This window comes from Enterobacteriaceae endosymbiont of Plateumaris braccata (assembly GCF_012563325.1).
Lineage (GTDB): Bacteria > Pseudomonadota > Gammaproteobacteria > Enterobacterales > Enterobacteriaceae.
Window position 1 is genome coordinate 468,260 of sequence record NZ_CP046232.1, and the last position, 17,860, is coordinate 486,119.

The 17,860-nt window shown below is 18.6% G+C and carries 15 protein-coding genes; 11 read left to right on the plus strand and 4 right to left on the minus strand.

Annotation, left to right across the window (positions count from 1 at the left end):
• Positions 1-68: 68 nt before the first annotated feature.
• Entirely contained in the window at positions 69-926 is an 858-nt protein-coding gene (gene lgt / locus GJT80_RS02255; RefSeq protein ID WP_168867754.1) for a prolipoprotein diacylglyceryl transferase, read from the minus strand.
• 56 nt (positions 927-982) lie between these two features.
• Here lgt and GJT80_RS02260 point away from each other — a divergent pair, with 56 nt between their 5' ends.
• Positions 983-1,663: a MutH/Sau3AI family endonuclease gene (locus GJT80_RS02260; protein ID WP_168867755.1), complete on the plus strand. Its 681-nt coding sequence runs from the start codon at positions 983-985 to the stop codon at positions 1,661-1,663.
• Positions 1,664-1,832: 169 nt separating this feature from the next.
• Here the strand turns inward: GJT80_RS02260 and lysA are convergent, their stop codons facing one another.
• Positions 1,833-3,101, minus strand: a complete 1,269-nt coding sequence (lysA, locus tag GJT80_RS02265) for a diaminopimelate decarboxylase (RefSeq protein WP_168867756.1) — start codon at positions 3,099-3,101, stop codon at positions 1,833-1,835.
• A 224-nt stretch (positions 3,102-3,325) separates the two neighbouring features.
• Here lysA and GJT80_RS02270 point away from each other — a divergent pair, with 224 nt between their 5' ends.
• The 4 genes from GJT80_RS02270 (at position 3,326) to crr (ending at position 6,863) form a co-directional block, all read left to right on the plus strand.
• The gene (locus GJT80_RS02270) at positions 3,326-3,904 is read left to right on the plus strand and encodes a 5-formyltetrahydrofolate cyclo-ligase (RefSeq protein ID WP_168867757.1); all 579 of its coding nucleotides are present in this window, start codon (positions 3,326-3,328) and stop codon (positions 3,902-3,904) included.
• Between the two features lie 256 nt (positions 3,905-4,160).
• Positions 4,161-4,415, plus strand: a complete 255-nt coding sequence (locus tag GJT80_RS02275) for an HPr family phosphocarrier protein (RefSeq protein WP_168867758.1) — start codon at positions 4,161-4,163, stop codon at positions 4,413-4,415.
• Between the two features lie 176 nt (positions 4,416-4,591).
• A complete protein-coding gene (gene ptsI / locus GJT80_RS02280; protein ID WP_168867759.1) occupies positions 4,592-6,310 on the plus strand; it encodes a phosphoenolpyruvate-protein phosphotransferase PtsI in 1,719 nt (572 codons plus the stop codon).
• A gap of 34 nt (positions 6,311-6,344) precedes the next feature.
• Positions 6,345-6,863 (plus strand): PTS glucose transporter subunit IIA, encoded by a 519-nt coding sequence (gene crr / locus GJT80_RS02285; protein WP_168867760.1) that lies wholly within the window; start codon positions 6,345-6,347, stop codon positions 6,861-6,863.
• A gap of 423 nt (positions 6,864-7,286) precedes the next feature.
• Here crr and GJT80_RS02290 read toward each other — a convergent pair whose 3' ends face one another.
• Together GJT80_RS02290 and aspS are read right to left on the minus strand one after the other, a co-directional pair.
• Positions 7,287-8,015 (minus strand): YebC/PmpR family DNA-binding transcriptional regulator, encoded by a 729-nt coding sequence (locus GJT80_RS02290; protein ID WP_168867761.1) that lies wholly within the window; start codon positions 8,013-8,015, stop codon positions 7,287-7,289.
• 27 nt (positions 8,016-8,042) lie between these two features.
• Positions 8,043-9,794 carry an aspartate--tRNA ligase gene (aspS, locus tag GJT80_RS02295; protein ID WP_168867762.1) on the minus strand — a complete coding sequence of 584 codons (1,752 nt, stop codon included), beginning with the start codon at positions 9,792-9,794 and terminating at the stop codon, positions 8,043-8,045.
• 313 nt (positions 9,795-10,107) lie between these two features.
• On the opposite strand from aspS, the gene GJT80_RS02300 reads away from it, so the two are divergent.
• The 6 genes from GJT80_RS02300 to potC all read left to right on the plus strand — a co-directional run bounded on the left by GJT80_RS02300 (position 10,108) and on the right by potC (position 17,800).
• Entirely contained in the window at positions 10,108-11,256 is a 1,149-nt protein-coding gene (locus GJT80_RS02300; protein WP_168867763.1) for a MalY/PatB family protein, read from the plus strand.
• A 44-nt stretch (positions 11,257-11,300) separates the two neighbouring features.
• Positions 11,301-13,034, plus strand: coding sequence for an arginine--tRNA ligase (gene argS, locus GJT80_RS02305; RefSeq protein WP_168867764.1), 1,734 nt, complete (start codon positions 11,301-11,303; stop codon positions 13,032-13,034).
• 60 nt (positions 13,035-13,094) lie between these two features.
• Positions 13,095-14,186 carry a tRNA 2-thiouridine(34) synthase MnmA gene (gene mnmA, locus GJT80_RS02310; protein WP_168867765.1) on the plus strand — a complete coding sequence of 364 codons (1,092 nt, stop codon included), beginning with the start codon at positions 13,095-13,097 and terminating at the stop codon, positions 14,184-14,186.
• A gap of 848 nt (positions 14,187-15,034) precedes the next feature.
• The gene (gene potA, locus GJT80_RS02315) at positions 15,035-16,162 is read left to right on the plus strand and encodes a spermidine/putrescine ABC transporter ATP-binding protein PotA (protein WP_168867766.1); all 1,128 of its coding nucleotides are present in this window, start codon (positions 15,035-15,037) and stop codon (positions 16,160-16,162) included.
• Positions 16,137-16,991, plus strand: coding sequence for a spermidine/putrescine ABC transporter permease PotB (potB, locus tag GJT80_RS02320; RefSeq protein WP_168867767.1), 855 nt, complete (start codon positions 16,137-16,139; stop codon positions 16,989-16,991). Before potA ends, potB begins: the two co-directional genes overlap by 26 nt.
• Positions 16,991-17,800, plus strand: a complete 810-nt coding sequence (potC, locus tag GJT80_RS02325; RefSeq protein WP_168867768.1) for a spermidine/putrescine ABC transporter permease PotC — start codon at positions 16,991-16,993, stop codon at positions 17,798-17,800. Before potB ends, potC begins: the two co-directional genes overlap by 1 nt.
• The last annotated feature ends 60 nt before the right edge of the window (positions 17,801-17,860 follow it).

Genomic DNA, 17,860 nt, shown 5'->3' on the forward strand with positions numbered 1-17,860 from the left:
TTTTTTTATATAAAACACATCATTAATTAGACTAAATACATAAATATTTAGATTTATTTTGTGATTAATTAATCAGGTTTTTTTATGTGATAAAAATATAACATTAGTAATCCTATAAAAACCATTGGTAAAGATAATATTTGACCCATAGTTATATAATTATAAAAAAAACCTAATTGTACATCAGGATCTCTAAAAAACTCTACAAAAATACGAAATATACCATAAAATAATAAAAATATACTAGTATTATACCCTAATGTTTTTTTTTTAACAAATTTTACATTTAAAATAATAAATAATATTAATCCTTCTAAAAGAAATTCATAAATTTGTGATGGGTGTCTAGGTAAATTACCATATTTTATAAATAAATATATAAAATTTGGATGATTTTGAATATACATCAAATCTGATTTAGTTGAATTTGGAAATATTATTGCCCATGGAATGTTAATAGTAACTCTTCCCCATAATTCACAATTAATAAAATTTGCTATTCTACCCATACCTAGTCCAAAAGGAACTAAAGGGACAATAAAATCAGTTAATTGTAAAAAATTTTTTTTTTGATAAAGAGAATATATAAAAATTACAAAAACAACACCAATTAATCCTCCATGAAAAGACATACCACCTTCTCTTACTCGAAATAAAAATATAGGATGAACTAAAAAATATTGTAAATTATAAAATAATACATATCCTAACCTACCACCTAATAAAAGACCTATAAAAGATAAATATAATAAAATCTCATTTTTTTTATTATTCCAATACAAATCACTATGTGATTTATATTTTGACATATTTATTACAAATAAAAAACTAAATAAATACATTAAACTATACCAATAAATATTGATACCATATATTGTAATAGCTATTGGATTAATTTTTGGAAAAGATAAATATTGTATATTCATTTTATCATTATTCAAAATAATTATTTTAAAGCATTTTTCTAGTAGGTACAATTTATATGTGTATAAATAAAATTTTTTCTAATAATATTAATAATGAAGAAATATTATTTCTGAGAGCTACATTAATGACAGGTTATTGTTTAAGTAATATTGCAGAATGGTTAAATTTACATATTCCAATAAATTTAAATAAAGATAAAGGATGGATAGGTAAATTAATTGAATTATATTTATTAGGATCTCAGCAAAAAAATATATTTAATCAAGATATACCACAAATAGGTATAGAAATTAAAACTATTCCTATTAATGAAAAAGGAAATACTATTAATAATACATTTATATGTTCTTTACCTTTAAAAAATAAAAATTTTATTATTTGGGAAAAAAGTAAATTATATAATAAATTATCAAAAATTTTATGGATTCCTATTATAACCAAAAATGAAAATGTTCCTTTTGAAATGAGAGTAATAGGTAATCCTATTTTATGGAAACCTTCAAAAGAAAATTATAAAAACTTATATAAAGATTGGTTAGAATTAATGAAATTACTTGTTTCTGGTAAAATAGAATATATGAATTATTATAATGGTACTATTTTATTAGTAAAGACAAAATCTAATAAAAATAAATTAATAAAAACTATAAATGAAAATAATGAAATTATATTAACAACACCTAGAGCTTTTTATTTAAAAAAAAAATTTACAAAAACATTATTTATAAATTTATAAATAATGTTTTAAATAAAAATTTATATATTTATTATTTAAAAAAATATAATTTAATAAGTTATTCTGACTTAATAAATAAAATTTTTTATATAAAAGATAATAATTATTAAAATAAATGTTATAATAATTAATTTAATTAAATTAAAATTATAAAAAATATTTTAATAATTTAATAAAGTTCTAAATCAATTAATTCCTGTATTTTTTGATGACGACGAATTTCTCTTGGAATACCATTTTCAATTAATATTTCTGGTATTAAGGGTCTACTATTATAATAAGATGACATAGATGCTCCATAAGCTCCAGTATCATGAAAAATTAAATAGTCTCCAACATTAACATTTGGTAATAAACAAAATGTTATTTCTCCATTATCTAACTGTGTAAATACATCTCCAGCTTCACATAAAGGACCAGCAACTATAGATTTAATTTTTGGTAAATATGACATATCTATTCCATTTGAAGAAATAGCTGATATATAATGATAACTACCATACATTGCAGGTCTCATAAAATCATTAAAACCTACATCTACTAAAATAAATCTTTTTTCTTTTATTTCTTTTATAGCCCATATTTGGCATATTAATATTCCTGATTCTGCTACTAAAAATCTTCCCGGTTCAATTTCTAATTTTATTTTCTTCTGTAAATGATCATTAATAATATCACGTGCTTGATTCCATAATTTATAATAATGATTTGTATCAATAATTTGATCATATAATTTGTATGGAACAGATAAACCACCACCTGCAGATATTACATTAATTTGAGGAATATAAGGTTCTAATACATAACTAACCATAGCATTACATACTTTTTTTAAATGAGAATAATTAACACCTGAACCTATATGAATATGCATTCCTATTAATTTTAAATTATATTTATTTATAATTGCAATTGATTTTTTTAAATCCGTATACCAAATTCCATGTTTACTATTTTCACCACCAGTATTAGTTTTTTTGCTATGTCCATGTCCAAAACCAGGATTAATACGTAACCAAATATTATGATTTCTAGATGATTTACCTAATTGATGTAACATATCTATAGAACCAACATTAACAGTAATATTTAAATCTATAATACGTTTCAATGTATTAATATCAAATATATCTGCTGTAAAAATAATATCATCTTTATTTTTATTATTATATCCAGCTGCTATTGCTCTCTCTATTTCTCCTAATGATACCGCGTCTACTTTTACACCTTCTTTTCTCATTAATTTTAAAATATTAATATTAGAACATGCTTTTTGAGCAAATCTAATAGTATCAAATTTTTTTAATTGCAAAATACGTTTTTTTATAGTTTCTGCACAATATAACCAAATTGGAGAATTATATTTTTTTATAATAGAAAATATAGTTTTTGTTAAAAAACCATTTTTATTATGATAAAAATCAAATATTTGTGTCATAATTACTATAACCTATAATATCTTAGTAATTTTTAATAAAATTAATAGTTTATTAAACTAATAATTTTTTGATATATATAAAATATATGTTTTATATATTTATATAAATTTAATTAATTGTAAAAATATTTTTAGTATATAAAATTTTTTAAATATAATTTTAATTATAACAAAATAAATTATATAAAATTTAATTTTTAAACATTATTCATAATACAATTTATATGTATAAAAAAATACTTCAACGTATAAAAATACGTAATAAATATAATAAGTTAAGAAAAAATTTTTCTTGTATAAATAAAAATATATTAGATAATATTATTACTAGTAAAATTATAAATTTTATTTCATTTAAAAAAAGTCAAAATATAGGACTATATATTTCTTTTTTAGGAGAAATAAATACAAATTTATTAATTAAAAAATTATGGTTACAAAATAAAATAGTTTATGTTCCTATTATAGATCCAAATATTGAAGGAAAATTATTTTTTTCTAAATATACTCCTAATACAATATTAAAATTTAATAGATATAATATTTTAGAACCTAATATTCAAAAAGAATCTTTATTTTTAATAGATATATTAGATATAATAATAGTACCAATAGTATTGTTTAATGAAGATCGTTATAGATTAGGTATGGGTGGTGGATATTATGATAGATTATTAAAAAAAAATAACAATACTTTACCTATAGGAATAGCTTATGATTATCAATTAAATAATAATTTTCCTATTTGTAAGTGGGATATTCCATTACCAGTAATTATTACACCATCTAAAATATGGTTATAATATATAACAAAATAATTCATTAAATATTATTAAAATTAAATTTATTATGATTTATATAAAAATTATATTAGTTATTAATTACTTATAGTAATTAGTAGCCAAGATCATTGATCTATGCTATTTATTAAATTTTACAATAATTAATTTATAATTATTAATTTTATATAAAATTATTATTTTAATAATATATATTTTATATCATTTAAATCTATAAATTATTTAAAATAATAAATTAATTAAAATTTAGGAAAAAATAATGTTTCAAAAAGAAATTATTATTAATAATACTCATGGTTTACATATTCGTCCAGCAGCACTTTTTGTAAAAGAAGCTAAAAATTTTATATCTGATATAACAATTACATCTAATGGAAAAACAGTTAATGCTAAAAGTTTATTTAAAATACAAACATTAGGAATGACTAAAGGAACTTCAATTATTTTGACAGCTTGTGGAAAAGATGAGAAAAAAGCAATAGAATATTTGGTAAAAATTATTGAAAAATTATAATATATGTATATAAATAAAATTATTTAAGATAATATTATTCTCAATTATTAATAAAATAATTATAATAAAATAATTCTACTAATATTTATTAAATAATAAAATTTATATTTTAATAATATATTATTGAAATTAATAATATTTAATATAAAATCATTAGATGATAATAGAGGTAAAATATGATTTCAGGAATTTTAGCTTCTCCTGGTATTGCTTTTGGTAGAGCATTTTTATTAAAAGTAGATAATATTATTATTAATCATAATAAAATTATGAATAATCAAATAGAATGTGAAATTGAAAAATTTTTTGAAGGACAAAAAAAATCAATTAAGCAACTTGAATTAATTAAAAATAAAACAATTAAAAATTTTAATAATGATAAAAAATTTATATTTGAAGGACATATTGTACTTTTACAAGATGAAGAAATGATTAAAGAAGTTATTTCATTAATAAAAAATAATTTTTTATCAGCTGATGCTGCAGTAAATCATGTAATGAAATGTCAAATAAAATCATTAGAAAATATTGATGATGAATATTTAAAATCTAGAATAATTGATATTAAAGATATTGGTAATCGTTTAATAAGAAATATTTTAGGTAAAAATCTTTTTAATTTAAGTGAAATAAAAAATAAAGTAATTTTAATTGCTAAAGATCTTACACCATCAGAAACAACTCAATTAAATTTAAAAAAAATTTTAGGATTTATTACAGATTTTGGTAGTCAAACTTCTCATACAGCAATAATAGCTCGTTCTTTAGAAATACCTGCTATTGTAGGTACAGGAAACATTACTAGTAAAGTAAAAACAGATGATTATTTAATATTAGATGGTATTAATAATAATATATATATAAATCCTAAAAATGTAATAATTGATAAAATTAAATTAATACATAATAAATTTATTTTTGAAAAAAATAAATTAATAAAATTAAGTAAATTACCAGCTATAACTAAAGATCAATTTAAAATTGAAATATGTGCTAATATTAGTTCATCAAAAGATTTAAATAATGCTAAAAAAAATGGTGCTGAAGGAATTGGATTATATCGTACAGAATTTTTATTTATGAATCGTAATTCTTTACCTTTAGAAGAAGAACAATTTCATGCTTATAAAACAGTAGCAAAAAGTATGAATGGAAAACTTGTTATTATTCGTACTATGGATATAGGAGGAGATAAAAATATACCTTATATGAATTTACCTAAAGAAGATAATCCTTTTTTAGGATGGAGAGCTATTAGAATAACTATGGATCGTACAGAAATATTACATACACAATTAAGAGCTATTTTACGAGCATCAGTATTTGGAAAGATATGTATTATGTTTCCAATGATTATTTCTATTGAAGAAGTTTATTTTTTAAAAGAAGAATTAAATTTTTTAAAAAAACAACTTCAAAATGAAAAACATAATTTTAATAAAAATATACCAGTAGGTATTATGGTAGAAACTCCTGCATCTGCTATTATTGCTAACCATTTAGCAAAAGAAATTGATTTTTTTAGTATAGGAACAAACGATTTAACTCAATACACATTAGCTGTAGATCGTGGTAATGATTTAATTTCTCATTTATATAAACCTATATCTCCATCTATTTTTTATTTAATTAAAAAAGTTATTGATGCGTCACATGCAGAAGGTAAATGGACTGGTATGTGTGGTGAATTAGCTAGTGATGAAAATGTTATTCCAATTTTATTAGGAATGGGATTAGATGAATTTAGTATGAGTTCAGCATCTATTCCTAAAATAAAAAATATTATTAGAAATACAGAAATGAATAAAGCAAAAGTTTTAGCAGATAATATCTTATTACAATCTACTAATAAAGATATTAATAATCTTATATTTGAATTTAATAAACAATACTAATATATTTTATAAAAAATATATTTTAGGAGATAAAATGAATTTTTTTACTGATATTTTTCAAAAAATTAAAAAAAAAATAATAAAAAAAACTACTACTATTAAAGTTTTAGCACCTATTTCTGGAGAAATAGTTGATATAAAAACTGTTCCAGATTCTGTCTTTTCAGATAAAATTATAGGAGATGGAATAGCAATTAATCCTACAGGAAATTTTATTGTTGCTCCAATAGATGGAACTATCGGAAAAATTTTTGATACTAATCATGCTTTTTCTATTATATCAAATAATAAAATAGAATTATTTGTCCATTTTGGTATTGATACAGTTAATTTAAAAGGAAAGGGATTTAAACGTATATTTAATTTTAAAGAAAAAAATACAGTTACAAAAGGAGAAATAATTATTGAATTAGATTTAGATTATTTAATAAAAACAGCAAAGTCTGTATTAACTCCTATAGTAATTTCTAATATTGAAGATATAAAATCAATAAAAAAATATTCTGGGAAAGTTATTGCAGGTATTGATCCAATATTGAAAATTACTAAGTAAAATAATTAGTTATAATGTAATACATATTAATTTTAATATCATTTTAATGTTTTATTATAGGACTAAAAATATAAATAATAAATTTTAATATTCTAATAAATTAATAATATTATTTTAAATAAAAAATTTTATTTAAAATTTTTAATAGAGTTTTATTTAATAAAATTAGGTGTTATTTTTGCTATTAATATTGCAAATATATATAATTTTATTAGGTGTTATATTATTTCTTAAATAAATAAAAATAAAATATGATTTTTTCATATTTATATTTAAAGATATTTTTTGCTATAATTTTAATATTTATATAAAAAATATAATAAATTATAAATTTTATTTATTTATTAAAAATAATAATTTATACATGTTTAAAATATATATTTTTATTATAAAATAATTAAAAAATTACAAATATATTAATATTTAGATATTAGCGTTATGATAAATTTCTTGTATATCATTATTTAATTTTAATAAATTTAAGAAAAATACAAATTTATTTTTTGTTAATAAATCAATATTTTTTTTAATTAAAGGTATCATAGTTAATTTAAATTTTATTGGTTTAATTAAAAAATTTTTTTCTTCTAATAAAAGTGACTTATATTTTTTTTTATTAAAAATAACATCAATTATTTTATCATTAAAGATGATATCTTCAGCTTGTAAATTTTCAGCAATATCTATAATTTTATCTAAATTATTATTATTAATAAATGATATTATAATTTTTTTTTTAAACATATAATAAACAGAACCACTATTTCCTAAACGATATCCTATTTTATTAAAAGAATTTCTTATTACAGATATTGTTCTATTTCTATTATCTGTAATACACTTGATAAGAATTGCAATGTTTCCAGGACCAAAACCTTCATAAAAAATATTTTTTATATTATTCGATAATATTTTTTTTTTTTGATTTAATTTTTTAAATAATATTTTTTTTATTGTAGATTTATTCATATTATTTAATAAACCTTTTTCTATAGCTAAACGTAATTTAGTATTATATTGTGGATTAATTATTCCTCCTAATTTACTAGCAGTATTTAATTCTCTAGCAATTTTAGTAAAAATTTTATCTTTTTTTATATCTTGTGATGCTTTACGATAACGCATATTAGACCATTTACTATGTCCGGCCATAAAAATTTCCTTTATATTAATAATTTTTTATACATAAAATAATCCTAATTCTTTTAAAATATCTTGACTAATTAAATTTGGAGATTGAGTCATTAAACATGTACCTGAATTAGTTTTAGGAAAAGCTATTACATCACGAATATTATTAGTATTAGTAAGAAGCATAACTAATCTATCTAATCCTAAAGCTATTCCTCTATGAGGAGGTGTACCAAACTTTAAAGCTTCTAAAAAAAATCCAAATTCTTTTGTTTGTATTTGTTTATTTATTTTTAATATATCAAATATTATTTTTTGTATTTTGTTATTATATATTCTTCCTGAACCACTACCAACTTCATATCCATTAATCACTATATCATATGAATCAGAAAGAATATTTTCTGGATTATTTTTAAAATTATTTATATTATATTCTATTGGTGCTGTAAATGGATGATGCATTGAAATAAGATTACCTATCTTATCTTTTTTAAATAAAGGGAAATTAATAATCCATAAAGGAAACCATAAATCTTTTTTTATTATATTTAAATCTATAGATAATTTTTCTCTTAAAATACCCATAGAGCTTAATGTTCCATTTATTTTTTCTGTTCCTAAAAAAATTAAATCATTATCTTTAGCTTTATTACGTAATATAATATCTTTTGATATTTGATCGTCCATAAAAAAATTTAATTTATTATTTTTTTTAAATAATTTAATCAAATTATTATTTTGTATCTTAAAAAGATTAAGATCATTAGTACCATATTTTTTTACATATACTGAATAAGTATCTAATATTTTATTATTTGTATTTTTAATATATTTATTTTTAATACGAATTGATACTTTTCTCTGAAAAATATTATTATTATTTTTTTTTTGGTTATTAATATCTAATATATCTGTTAAATCTACTAATTTTAATGGATTTCTTAAATTAGGTTTATCTGTACCATAATTATTCATAGCATCATGAAAAGTCATTATAGTAAATTTTCTTAAGTTAATATTTAAAATATTTTTCCATAAATAAGATATCATTGTTTCTATTAAATTTTTAAAATTGTTAAAATTCACAAAAGATGCTTCTATATCAATTTGAGTAAATTCTGGTTGACGATCTGATCTTAAATCTTCATCACGAAAACATTTAGCAATTTGATAATAACGGTCTAGTCCAGCAATCATTAGTAATTGTTTAAAAATTTGAGGTGATTGTGGTAATGCATAAAAATTTTTTTTTTGTATACGACTAGGAACTAAATAATCTCTAGATCCTTCTGGAGTAGATTTAGTTAAAATAGGTGTTTCAATATTTAAAAATTTATGTTTTTCTAAAAAAAATCTAATATAACTTGTAATAAGTGATCTTTTCTTTATTATTTTTAACATTTTTAATTGTCTAAGATCTATGTATCTATATTTTAATCTAATTTCTTCTTTATTCAGAATATTATTATTTATAGGTAATGCTTTTGATTTATTTATAATAAATAAGTTTGATGCTATTATTTCTATTTCTCCTGTTGATAAATTTAAATTTTTCTTTTTTCTTTTTATTACTTTACCAATAACTTTAATGCAAAAATCATTACGTAATGTTTTAGCTAATTTAAAAATTTTTTTATCTACAGAAGTAAAAACAATTTGTATGATTCCTTCACGATCTCTTAAATTAACAAAAATTAATTTTCCTAAATTTATATAAGTATCTATCCATCCATAAAGAACTACTTTTTGATTTATATATTTTGTATTAATTTCTCCACAATAAATTCTATTATTCATAATACATACCTGTTATTTAAAACTTAAAAGATTTATTTAACATTAATTAATTTTAAAAAATAAATAATGATAGTAATTTTTTATTTTTTTAAATAAATAAGATTATAATAATATTATATTATAAATATGAGTATAAAATAGAATAATTTTTAAAAATATGAAATATATTATTATAATAATAAATTTTATTAGATAATAAATAGTTATTTTATTAATTTTTAATTATATTAAAATTAAATAAATTTTTTTATATATTCATATTAAATTCATTTGATATAATCAATATATTTATATATGTAATTAATTCATTAATATGATAATAAAAAATTTTGATTTTAATAAGTTTGTTGATAGATCTAAAAGTGATAGTTTAAAATGGAATAAATATAATAAAGATATTATACCTTTATGGATAGCTGATAGTGATTTTTCTTGTCCTCCATGTATATTAAATGCATTAAAACAAAGAATTAATCATGGTGTTTTAGGATATGGAATAATTCCAAAAAATTTATCAAATATTATTATTGAAAGATTATGGAAAAATTTTAAATGGGAAATTAATCCTGAATGGATTATATATATTAATGGAGTTGTTTGTGGATTAAATTTGACTGTCAGAACATTTACTACTAATAAAAATTCTGTAATTATACCAACGCCTATATATCCTCCATTTATATATGCAACTGATATAGTTAAAAGACACAAAAAATATATAAAATTAATTAATATAAATAATAGATTAATCATAGATTTTAATTTTTTAAATAAAAATATTAATGGTAATGAAAAATTAATAATGTTATGTAATCCACATAATCCCGTAGGAACTGTATATAAATATTATGAATTAGAAAAAATTTTAGAATTCGTTAAAAAATATAATTTAATTGTTTGTTCTGATGAAATACATTGTGACTTAATTTTTGAAAAAAATATAAAACATATACCGTTTGCATCTATTAATGATGATGCTGCAGAATGTACCATAACTTTAATGTCTCCTTCTAAATCATTTAATATATCAGGATTAAATTTTGCAATTGCTATTATTCCAAATAAAAAATTACGTGATAAATTTAATTTATTTAAAAAAGGTTTAAATCCTAATATAGATATATTATCATATATTGCAGCAGAATCTGCATGGACTTATGGTAATAATTGGTTAAATCAACAAATTAAATATTTAAAAATAAATCGTGATTTTTTATTTTCTAAAATAAATAAATTACCTTATTTAAGTATGTTAAAACCAGAAGCTACATATCTTGGTTGGATTGATTGTTCTAAAATGAAAATTTCTAATCCAGTATTATATTTTGAAAAATATGGTGTAGGTTTATCTTCAGGAAAAGAATTTGGAAACGATAATTTTATTAGGTTTAATTTTGCTTGTACTCATGATATATTGAAAAAAGCATTAAAAAGAATAGAATATGCAATTGATAAATTATAGAAAAATTAATTTTATTAAAAAATTTATTAAATTAGGTAAAATTAATGAATATTAAAAAAATTCTTTCAAAAAATATTCAAAGTGCAATGATTAAATCAGGAATACCATTAGAATATAATGTGATGTTACGTAAATGTAAAAAAATAAAATTTGGTCATTATCAAGTAAACGGTATTATATCTGCTGCTATAAAATTAAACAAAAATCCTCAAAAATTAGCCATTAAAGTAATACAAAATATAAATTTAAAAAATGTAATAAAAAATATAGAAATATCTACATTAGGATTTATTAATATTTTTATTAAAGAAGAATGGATATCTAAACAAATAAATTTATTATTAAATACCTCAAAATTAGGTATTTTAAAAAAAATAAAAATTAAAAATATTGTTATAGATTATTCTGGTCCTAATATTGCAAAAGAAATGCATATTGGACATTTAAGATCGACAATAATAGGAGATTCTATAGTACGTATATTAACTTTTTTAGGACATAATGTAATCAAAGTTAATCATATAGGGGATTGGGGTACACAATTTGGTATGTTAATCGCATTTTTAAAATTTAAACAACAAAATAAAAAAAACATTGTTTTGTCTGATTTAGATCAATTTTATAAAAAAGCACAAATTAAATATAATAATGATGTAATGTTTGCTGAAAAATCTAGAAAATATGTTGTGAAACTACAAAATAATGATCCATTTTGTTTGAAAATTTGGAAAAAATTTGTTCAAATTACTATGAATCATAATTATTTTTTATATAAAAAACTTGATGTTTTATTATCTTCTAAAGATACTTTTGGTGAAAGTACATATAATTATATGTTACCAAAAATTATTTTAGATTTAAAAAAAAAAGGATTAGCTATTAATAGTAATGGCACTACTGTTATACCTATTAAAAAAATACAAAATAAAAATAATAATACAATGGCAATTGTTATACAAAAAAAAGATGGTGCATATCTTTATGCAACTACAGATATTGCTTGTATAAAATATCGTTGTAAAATATTAAAAGCTGATCGTATCATATATTATGTAGATGCAAGACAAAATCAATATTTAAAACAAATCTTTTTAATAGCAAAAAAAGCTAATTATGCACCTTTATATGTAAAATTAGAACATCATATGTTTGGTATGATATTAGATCATAATAATAAACCGTTTAAAACTCGTACAGGAAAAAATATTAAATTAAGTCTTTTAATAGAAGAATCTATAATTAGATCAAAAAAAGTAATTTTAAAAAAAAATCCTATGATAAAAGATAATGAATTAGAAAATTTGTCTGCTATAATAGGTATATCAGCTATTAAATATTCTGAATTATCTAAAAACAGAATAACTAATTATGTTTTTAACTGGGATGATATGCTTTCTTTAAATGGTAATACAGCACCTTATATACAATATGCTTATGTAAGAGCAAAATCAATATTAATTAAGTCAAAAATTGATTTTAATAAGTTTTCTAACTTTGAAATAAATTTTTCTAATAATTATGAAATTAATTTAGCTATTACTTTTTTAGAATTTGAAGAAATAATTTTCAAAGTTATAAAAGATGGTACCCCACATATACTATGTAATTGGTTATATAAAATTACTACATTATTTTCTCACTTTTATGAAAATTGTAATATATTAAATATACAAAATGATTTAATTAAAACTAGTAGATTAAAGATAGTATTTACTACTACTAAATTTTTAAAAACAGGTTTAAATCTTTTGGGTATAAAAACAATTAATAAAATGTAAAAAAAATAAATTTAATAATTTATATATTTTAATTTGAACAAAAAATTTATAAATAAAATAATGTTAAAAAAAAAAGTAATAATTGCTATTTCTGGTGGTGTTGATTCTTCTGTTTCTGCTTGGTTATTAAAAAAACAAAATTATCAAGTAGAAGGATTGTTTATGAAAAACTGGGAAGAAGATGATAATAAAAATTGTAGTATTAAAAAAGATTTATATGATGCTGAAAAAATTTGTGATCAATTAGATATTTATTTACATAAAATAAATTTTTCTTTTGAATACTGGGAATATGTTTTTAAAAATTTTCTTTATGAATATAAAATAGGTAATACTCCAAATCCTGATATTTTATGCAATAAAATAATAAAATTTAAATATTTTATGAATTTTGCTTTAAAAAATTTACAAGCTGATTTTATTAGTACAGGACATTATGTTCGATGCAAAAAAATTAAACATCAATTTTATTTATTAAAAGGAATTGATAAAAATAAAGATCAAAGTTATTTTTTATATACAATAAAAGAAAAACAATTAAAAAAAATTTTATTTCCTATTGGAGGATTAAATAAAATTGAAGTTCGAAAAATTGCTAAAAAATTAAATTTTATTAATGCAAAAAAAAAGGATTCTACAGGAATATGTTTTATAGGTAAAAAAAATTTCTTTGAATTTTTAAATAAATATTTATCTACTAAATCAGGAGATATTGTTGATTTAAATGGTAAAATTATTGGAAAACATAAAGGATTAATACATTATACATTAGGACAACGTAAAAGAATAGGAATAGGTGGAATATTAAATAATAATAATTGTAAACCATGGTATGTTATCAAAAAAGATATAAAAAAAAATATTTTAATTGTAGCTCAGGGAAAAGATAATCCTAATTTATTTTCTATTGGATTAATAGCTAAAAATATTAGTTGGATTAATTATCCATTTAACTTACCAAACATTTGTTCTATTAAGACTAGATATAGACAAAAAGAAATATATTGTAAAATAAAATTATTAGATAATAATAAAATACAAGTTTATTTTAATAGTCCAATATCTAGTATTACTCCTGGACAATCAGCAGTATTTTATTCTGGATCTGTTTGTTTAGGTGGTGGTATAATTGAAAAAAAAATTAATATATAATTAATTTAATTTTAACATTTATTTATTTTATTTATATATCAGAAAATATTAATAATTTATCATTTTCAATGATATTATATATATTAAAAAATATTTTATTTATATAAATAAAATATTTTTGCTATAATAACATTAGCATTTAAATAGAAAAAATTATTATTTTATTTTGTATAAATGAAAAATTTGCTATTTTAACTACTATTAATAAAAAAATAACTAGTTAAACTATAAATTAATAATTTTAAATAAAATAAATAGTAGGATACTATTATCTATATATAGATTAATCAAGTACAAATTAAATAAAAATTTTATTGAATCACTGATAATTTTTTAGAATTTCTTATTTAATTCAATAGAATATTAATAATTATATTATTAGAATATTTTATTATATTTTGTTTATTAACAATATTTTAATTAGTTTTAATAAAAATATTTAATATATATATATTATTAAAATTTTTTGAATTAAAATTTAATAAAATATATATTTTTTAATAAAAAATACTATATAAAAATAATTTATTTTATTTTAAAAAATATAGAAAATTAATAAATAATTAGTAAAATAATAGAATATATTATAAAAAAATATAACATATATAAAAAAATAAAAAAATTATTTTAAAAAAAATATTTTTAAGAAATATATAATTTTATTAATAAATTTAAAATTTTTAATGAAAAAATATTTTCCTAATAATTACATAAATTATAATATAAAATTAATAAAAAAAACTTAAAAAATTTTTTATTTAATATTTTATATATATTTAATTTTTAATTAATTAATTAATATGTTTAATAAAATAATATTATAAAATTATTTTAGTTAGAGCTTATTCATGAAAAAAAATATTCAAAAAGTATTAGTTACTCTTAATAATATTACTAAATCTTTTTTTGGTAAAAAAATTATTTCTAATTTTTGTTTAACTATAAATAATGGTGAATTTATTACTTTATTAGGACCATCAGGTTGTGGTAAAACAACAATTTTAAGATTAATAGCAGGTTTAGAAAAAGTTGATAGTGGTACTATTATATTAGATCAAAAAAAAATTACTCATATTTCAGCAGCAAATAGACAAATTAATACTGTTTTTCAAAGTTATGCTCTATTTCCTCATATGTCTGTATTTGATAATATCGCTTTTGGACTAAAAATGAAAAAAAAAACATATAAAGAAATAAAATTTAGAGTAGAAAATATTTTAAATATGGTCCAATTACAAAATTTTGCTAATAGGAAACCATATGAATTGTCTGGAGGACAACAACAAAGAGTAGCTATTGCTAGAGCTGTAATTAATAAACCTAAAATTTTACTATTAGATGAATCATTATCAGCTTTAGATTATAGACTAAGAAAAAAAATGCAAAATGAACTAAAAATGTTACAAAGAAAACTAGGTATTACTTTTATATTTGTTACTCATAATCAAGAAGAAGCATTAACTATGTCAGATCGTATTGTTGTATTACGTAATGGAAAAATAGAACAAGATGGTACTCCTAGAGAAATATATGAAGAACCAAAAAATTTATTTATTGCTAAATTTATAGGAGATATAAATATATTTAATGCTACTATTATAAAAAGATTAAATAATACACAAGTAATAGCTAACTTAGAAGGATATTTATGTAATATAAGAGTTCTTTTTCCTGTTATTACAGGAGAAAAAATACATGTTTTATTAAGGCCAGAAGATTTAAGAATTAAAGAAATAGATACTAAAAATGATAAAAATATAAATGGTTTAATTGGATATGTTAAAAATCAAAGTTATAAAGGAATGACATTAGAATCTACTTTACAACTTGAAAATGGTAAAATAATTACTGTAAGTGAATTTTTTAATGAAGATGATCCTAATTTTGATCATTCTATAAATCAAAAAATGGTAATTAATTGGGTTGAAACATGGGAGGTAGTATTACCTTATGAAAAAAATAACAAAACATTCTAGAAAAATAATAATTTTTATAGTAATAAGTTGGTTATTATTATTTATTTTCCTCCCAAATTTAATAATAGTAATTGTTAGTTTTATGACAAAAGATGATATTAACTTTATTAAATTTAATATAACTTTATATAATTATAAATTAATTTTAGATAAATTATATATAAATATATTTATATATTCTTTATATATATCATTAATAACAACATTTATTTGTTTTATAATCGGATATTTATTTTCATGGTGTTTAATTAAAATATCTTATTATTATAGATCTATAATGTTATTTTTTTTTTTTTTACCTTTTTGGGTTAACTCATTAATTAGAATTTTTTCTTTAAAAAATTTTTTTAGTATTCATGGTTATTTTAATAGTATTCTTATACATTTAAAATTAATTAATCATCCCATACATATTATGTATACATCTTTTGCTGTTATTTTAGGATTAGTATATATTCTATTACCTTTTATGATTATACCAATATATTCTAGTTTAGAAAAACTAGATATGTTTTGTATAGAAGCAGCTAAAGATCTAGGAGCAAAATCATGGAAAATTTTTATTTATATAGTATTACCATTAACATTACCAGGAATTATTTCAGGATGTTTATTAGTATTTTTACCTGCTATAGGAATGTTTTATATTTCAGATTTAATGGGAGGAGCTAAAAATTTATTAATAGGAAACATTATAAAAAATCAATTTCTTAATATAAGAGATTGGCCATTAGGAGCTGCGTTAAGCAATGTAGTAATATTAGTTACAGGAATATTTTTAATATTATATTATAAATTAATAAAAATTTTTCATAAAAAGGAATTTTAATGTTTAAATACTTTTTACGTAACTCTTTTATATTTTTAATATATAGTTGGTTTTATATTCCTATAATTATTCTTATAATAAATTCATTTAATTTGTCTAATTTTGGAAATCAATGGCAAGGATTTAGTTTTAAATGGTATTATTACATAATAAATAATAGTTTTTTAATAGAAGCAACATATCATTCATTAACAATTGCTATAATTTCTGCAACATTTGCCACAATCATGGGTTTTTTAACTGCTATTACTTTATATTATTGTAATTTATATATCAAATCATTTATTAGTATTTTATTATTTATAGTTATTGTATCACCTGATATCATCATGGCTATATCTTTATTATTATTATTTATATTACTAAATTTTACATTAGGTTTTTGGACATTATTATTTTCTCATATTACTTTTTGTATTCCATATGTTGTTATCACAATCTATTCTAGATTAAAAAATTTTGATAATCGTATTATAGAAGCAGCTAAAGATTTAGGAGCTAGTGATAATATTATCATAACAAAAATTATATTACCATTAATGTTACCTGCAATATTATCTAGCTGGTTATTAAGTTTTACTTTATCTATGGATGATATAACAATTTCAACATTTGTAACTGGACCAACTTATGAAATATTACCTTTGAAAATTTATTCTATGGTTAAAATAGGTGTTTCTCCTGAAATAAATGCTTTAGCTACTATATTAATTATAATTTCTTTATTACTATTTTTAATTAGTAGAATTATTTTAAAAAAATTTTATAAAAACTATTATCAAATTAATTATATTAAAAACTTCAAATAAAATTATTATTTAATTTATTAACTATTAAAAAATTAAATAATTTAATACTTACATATAAAA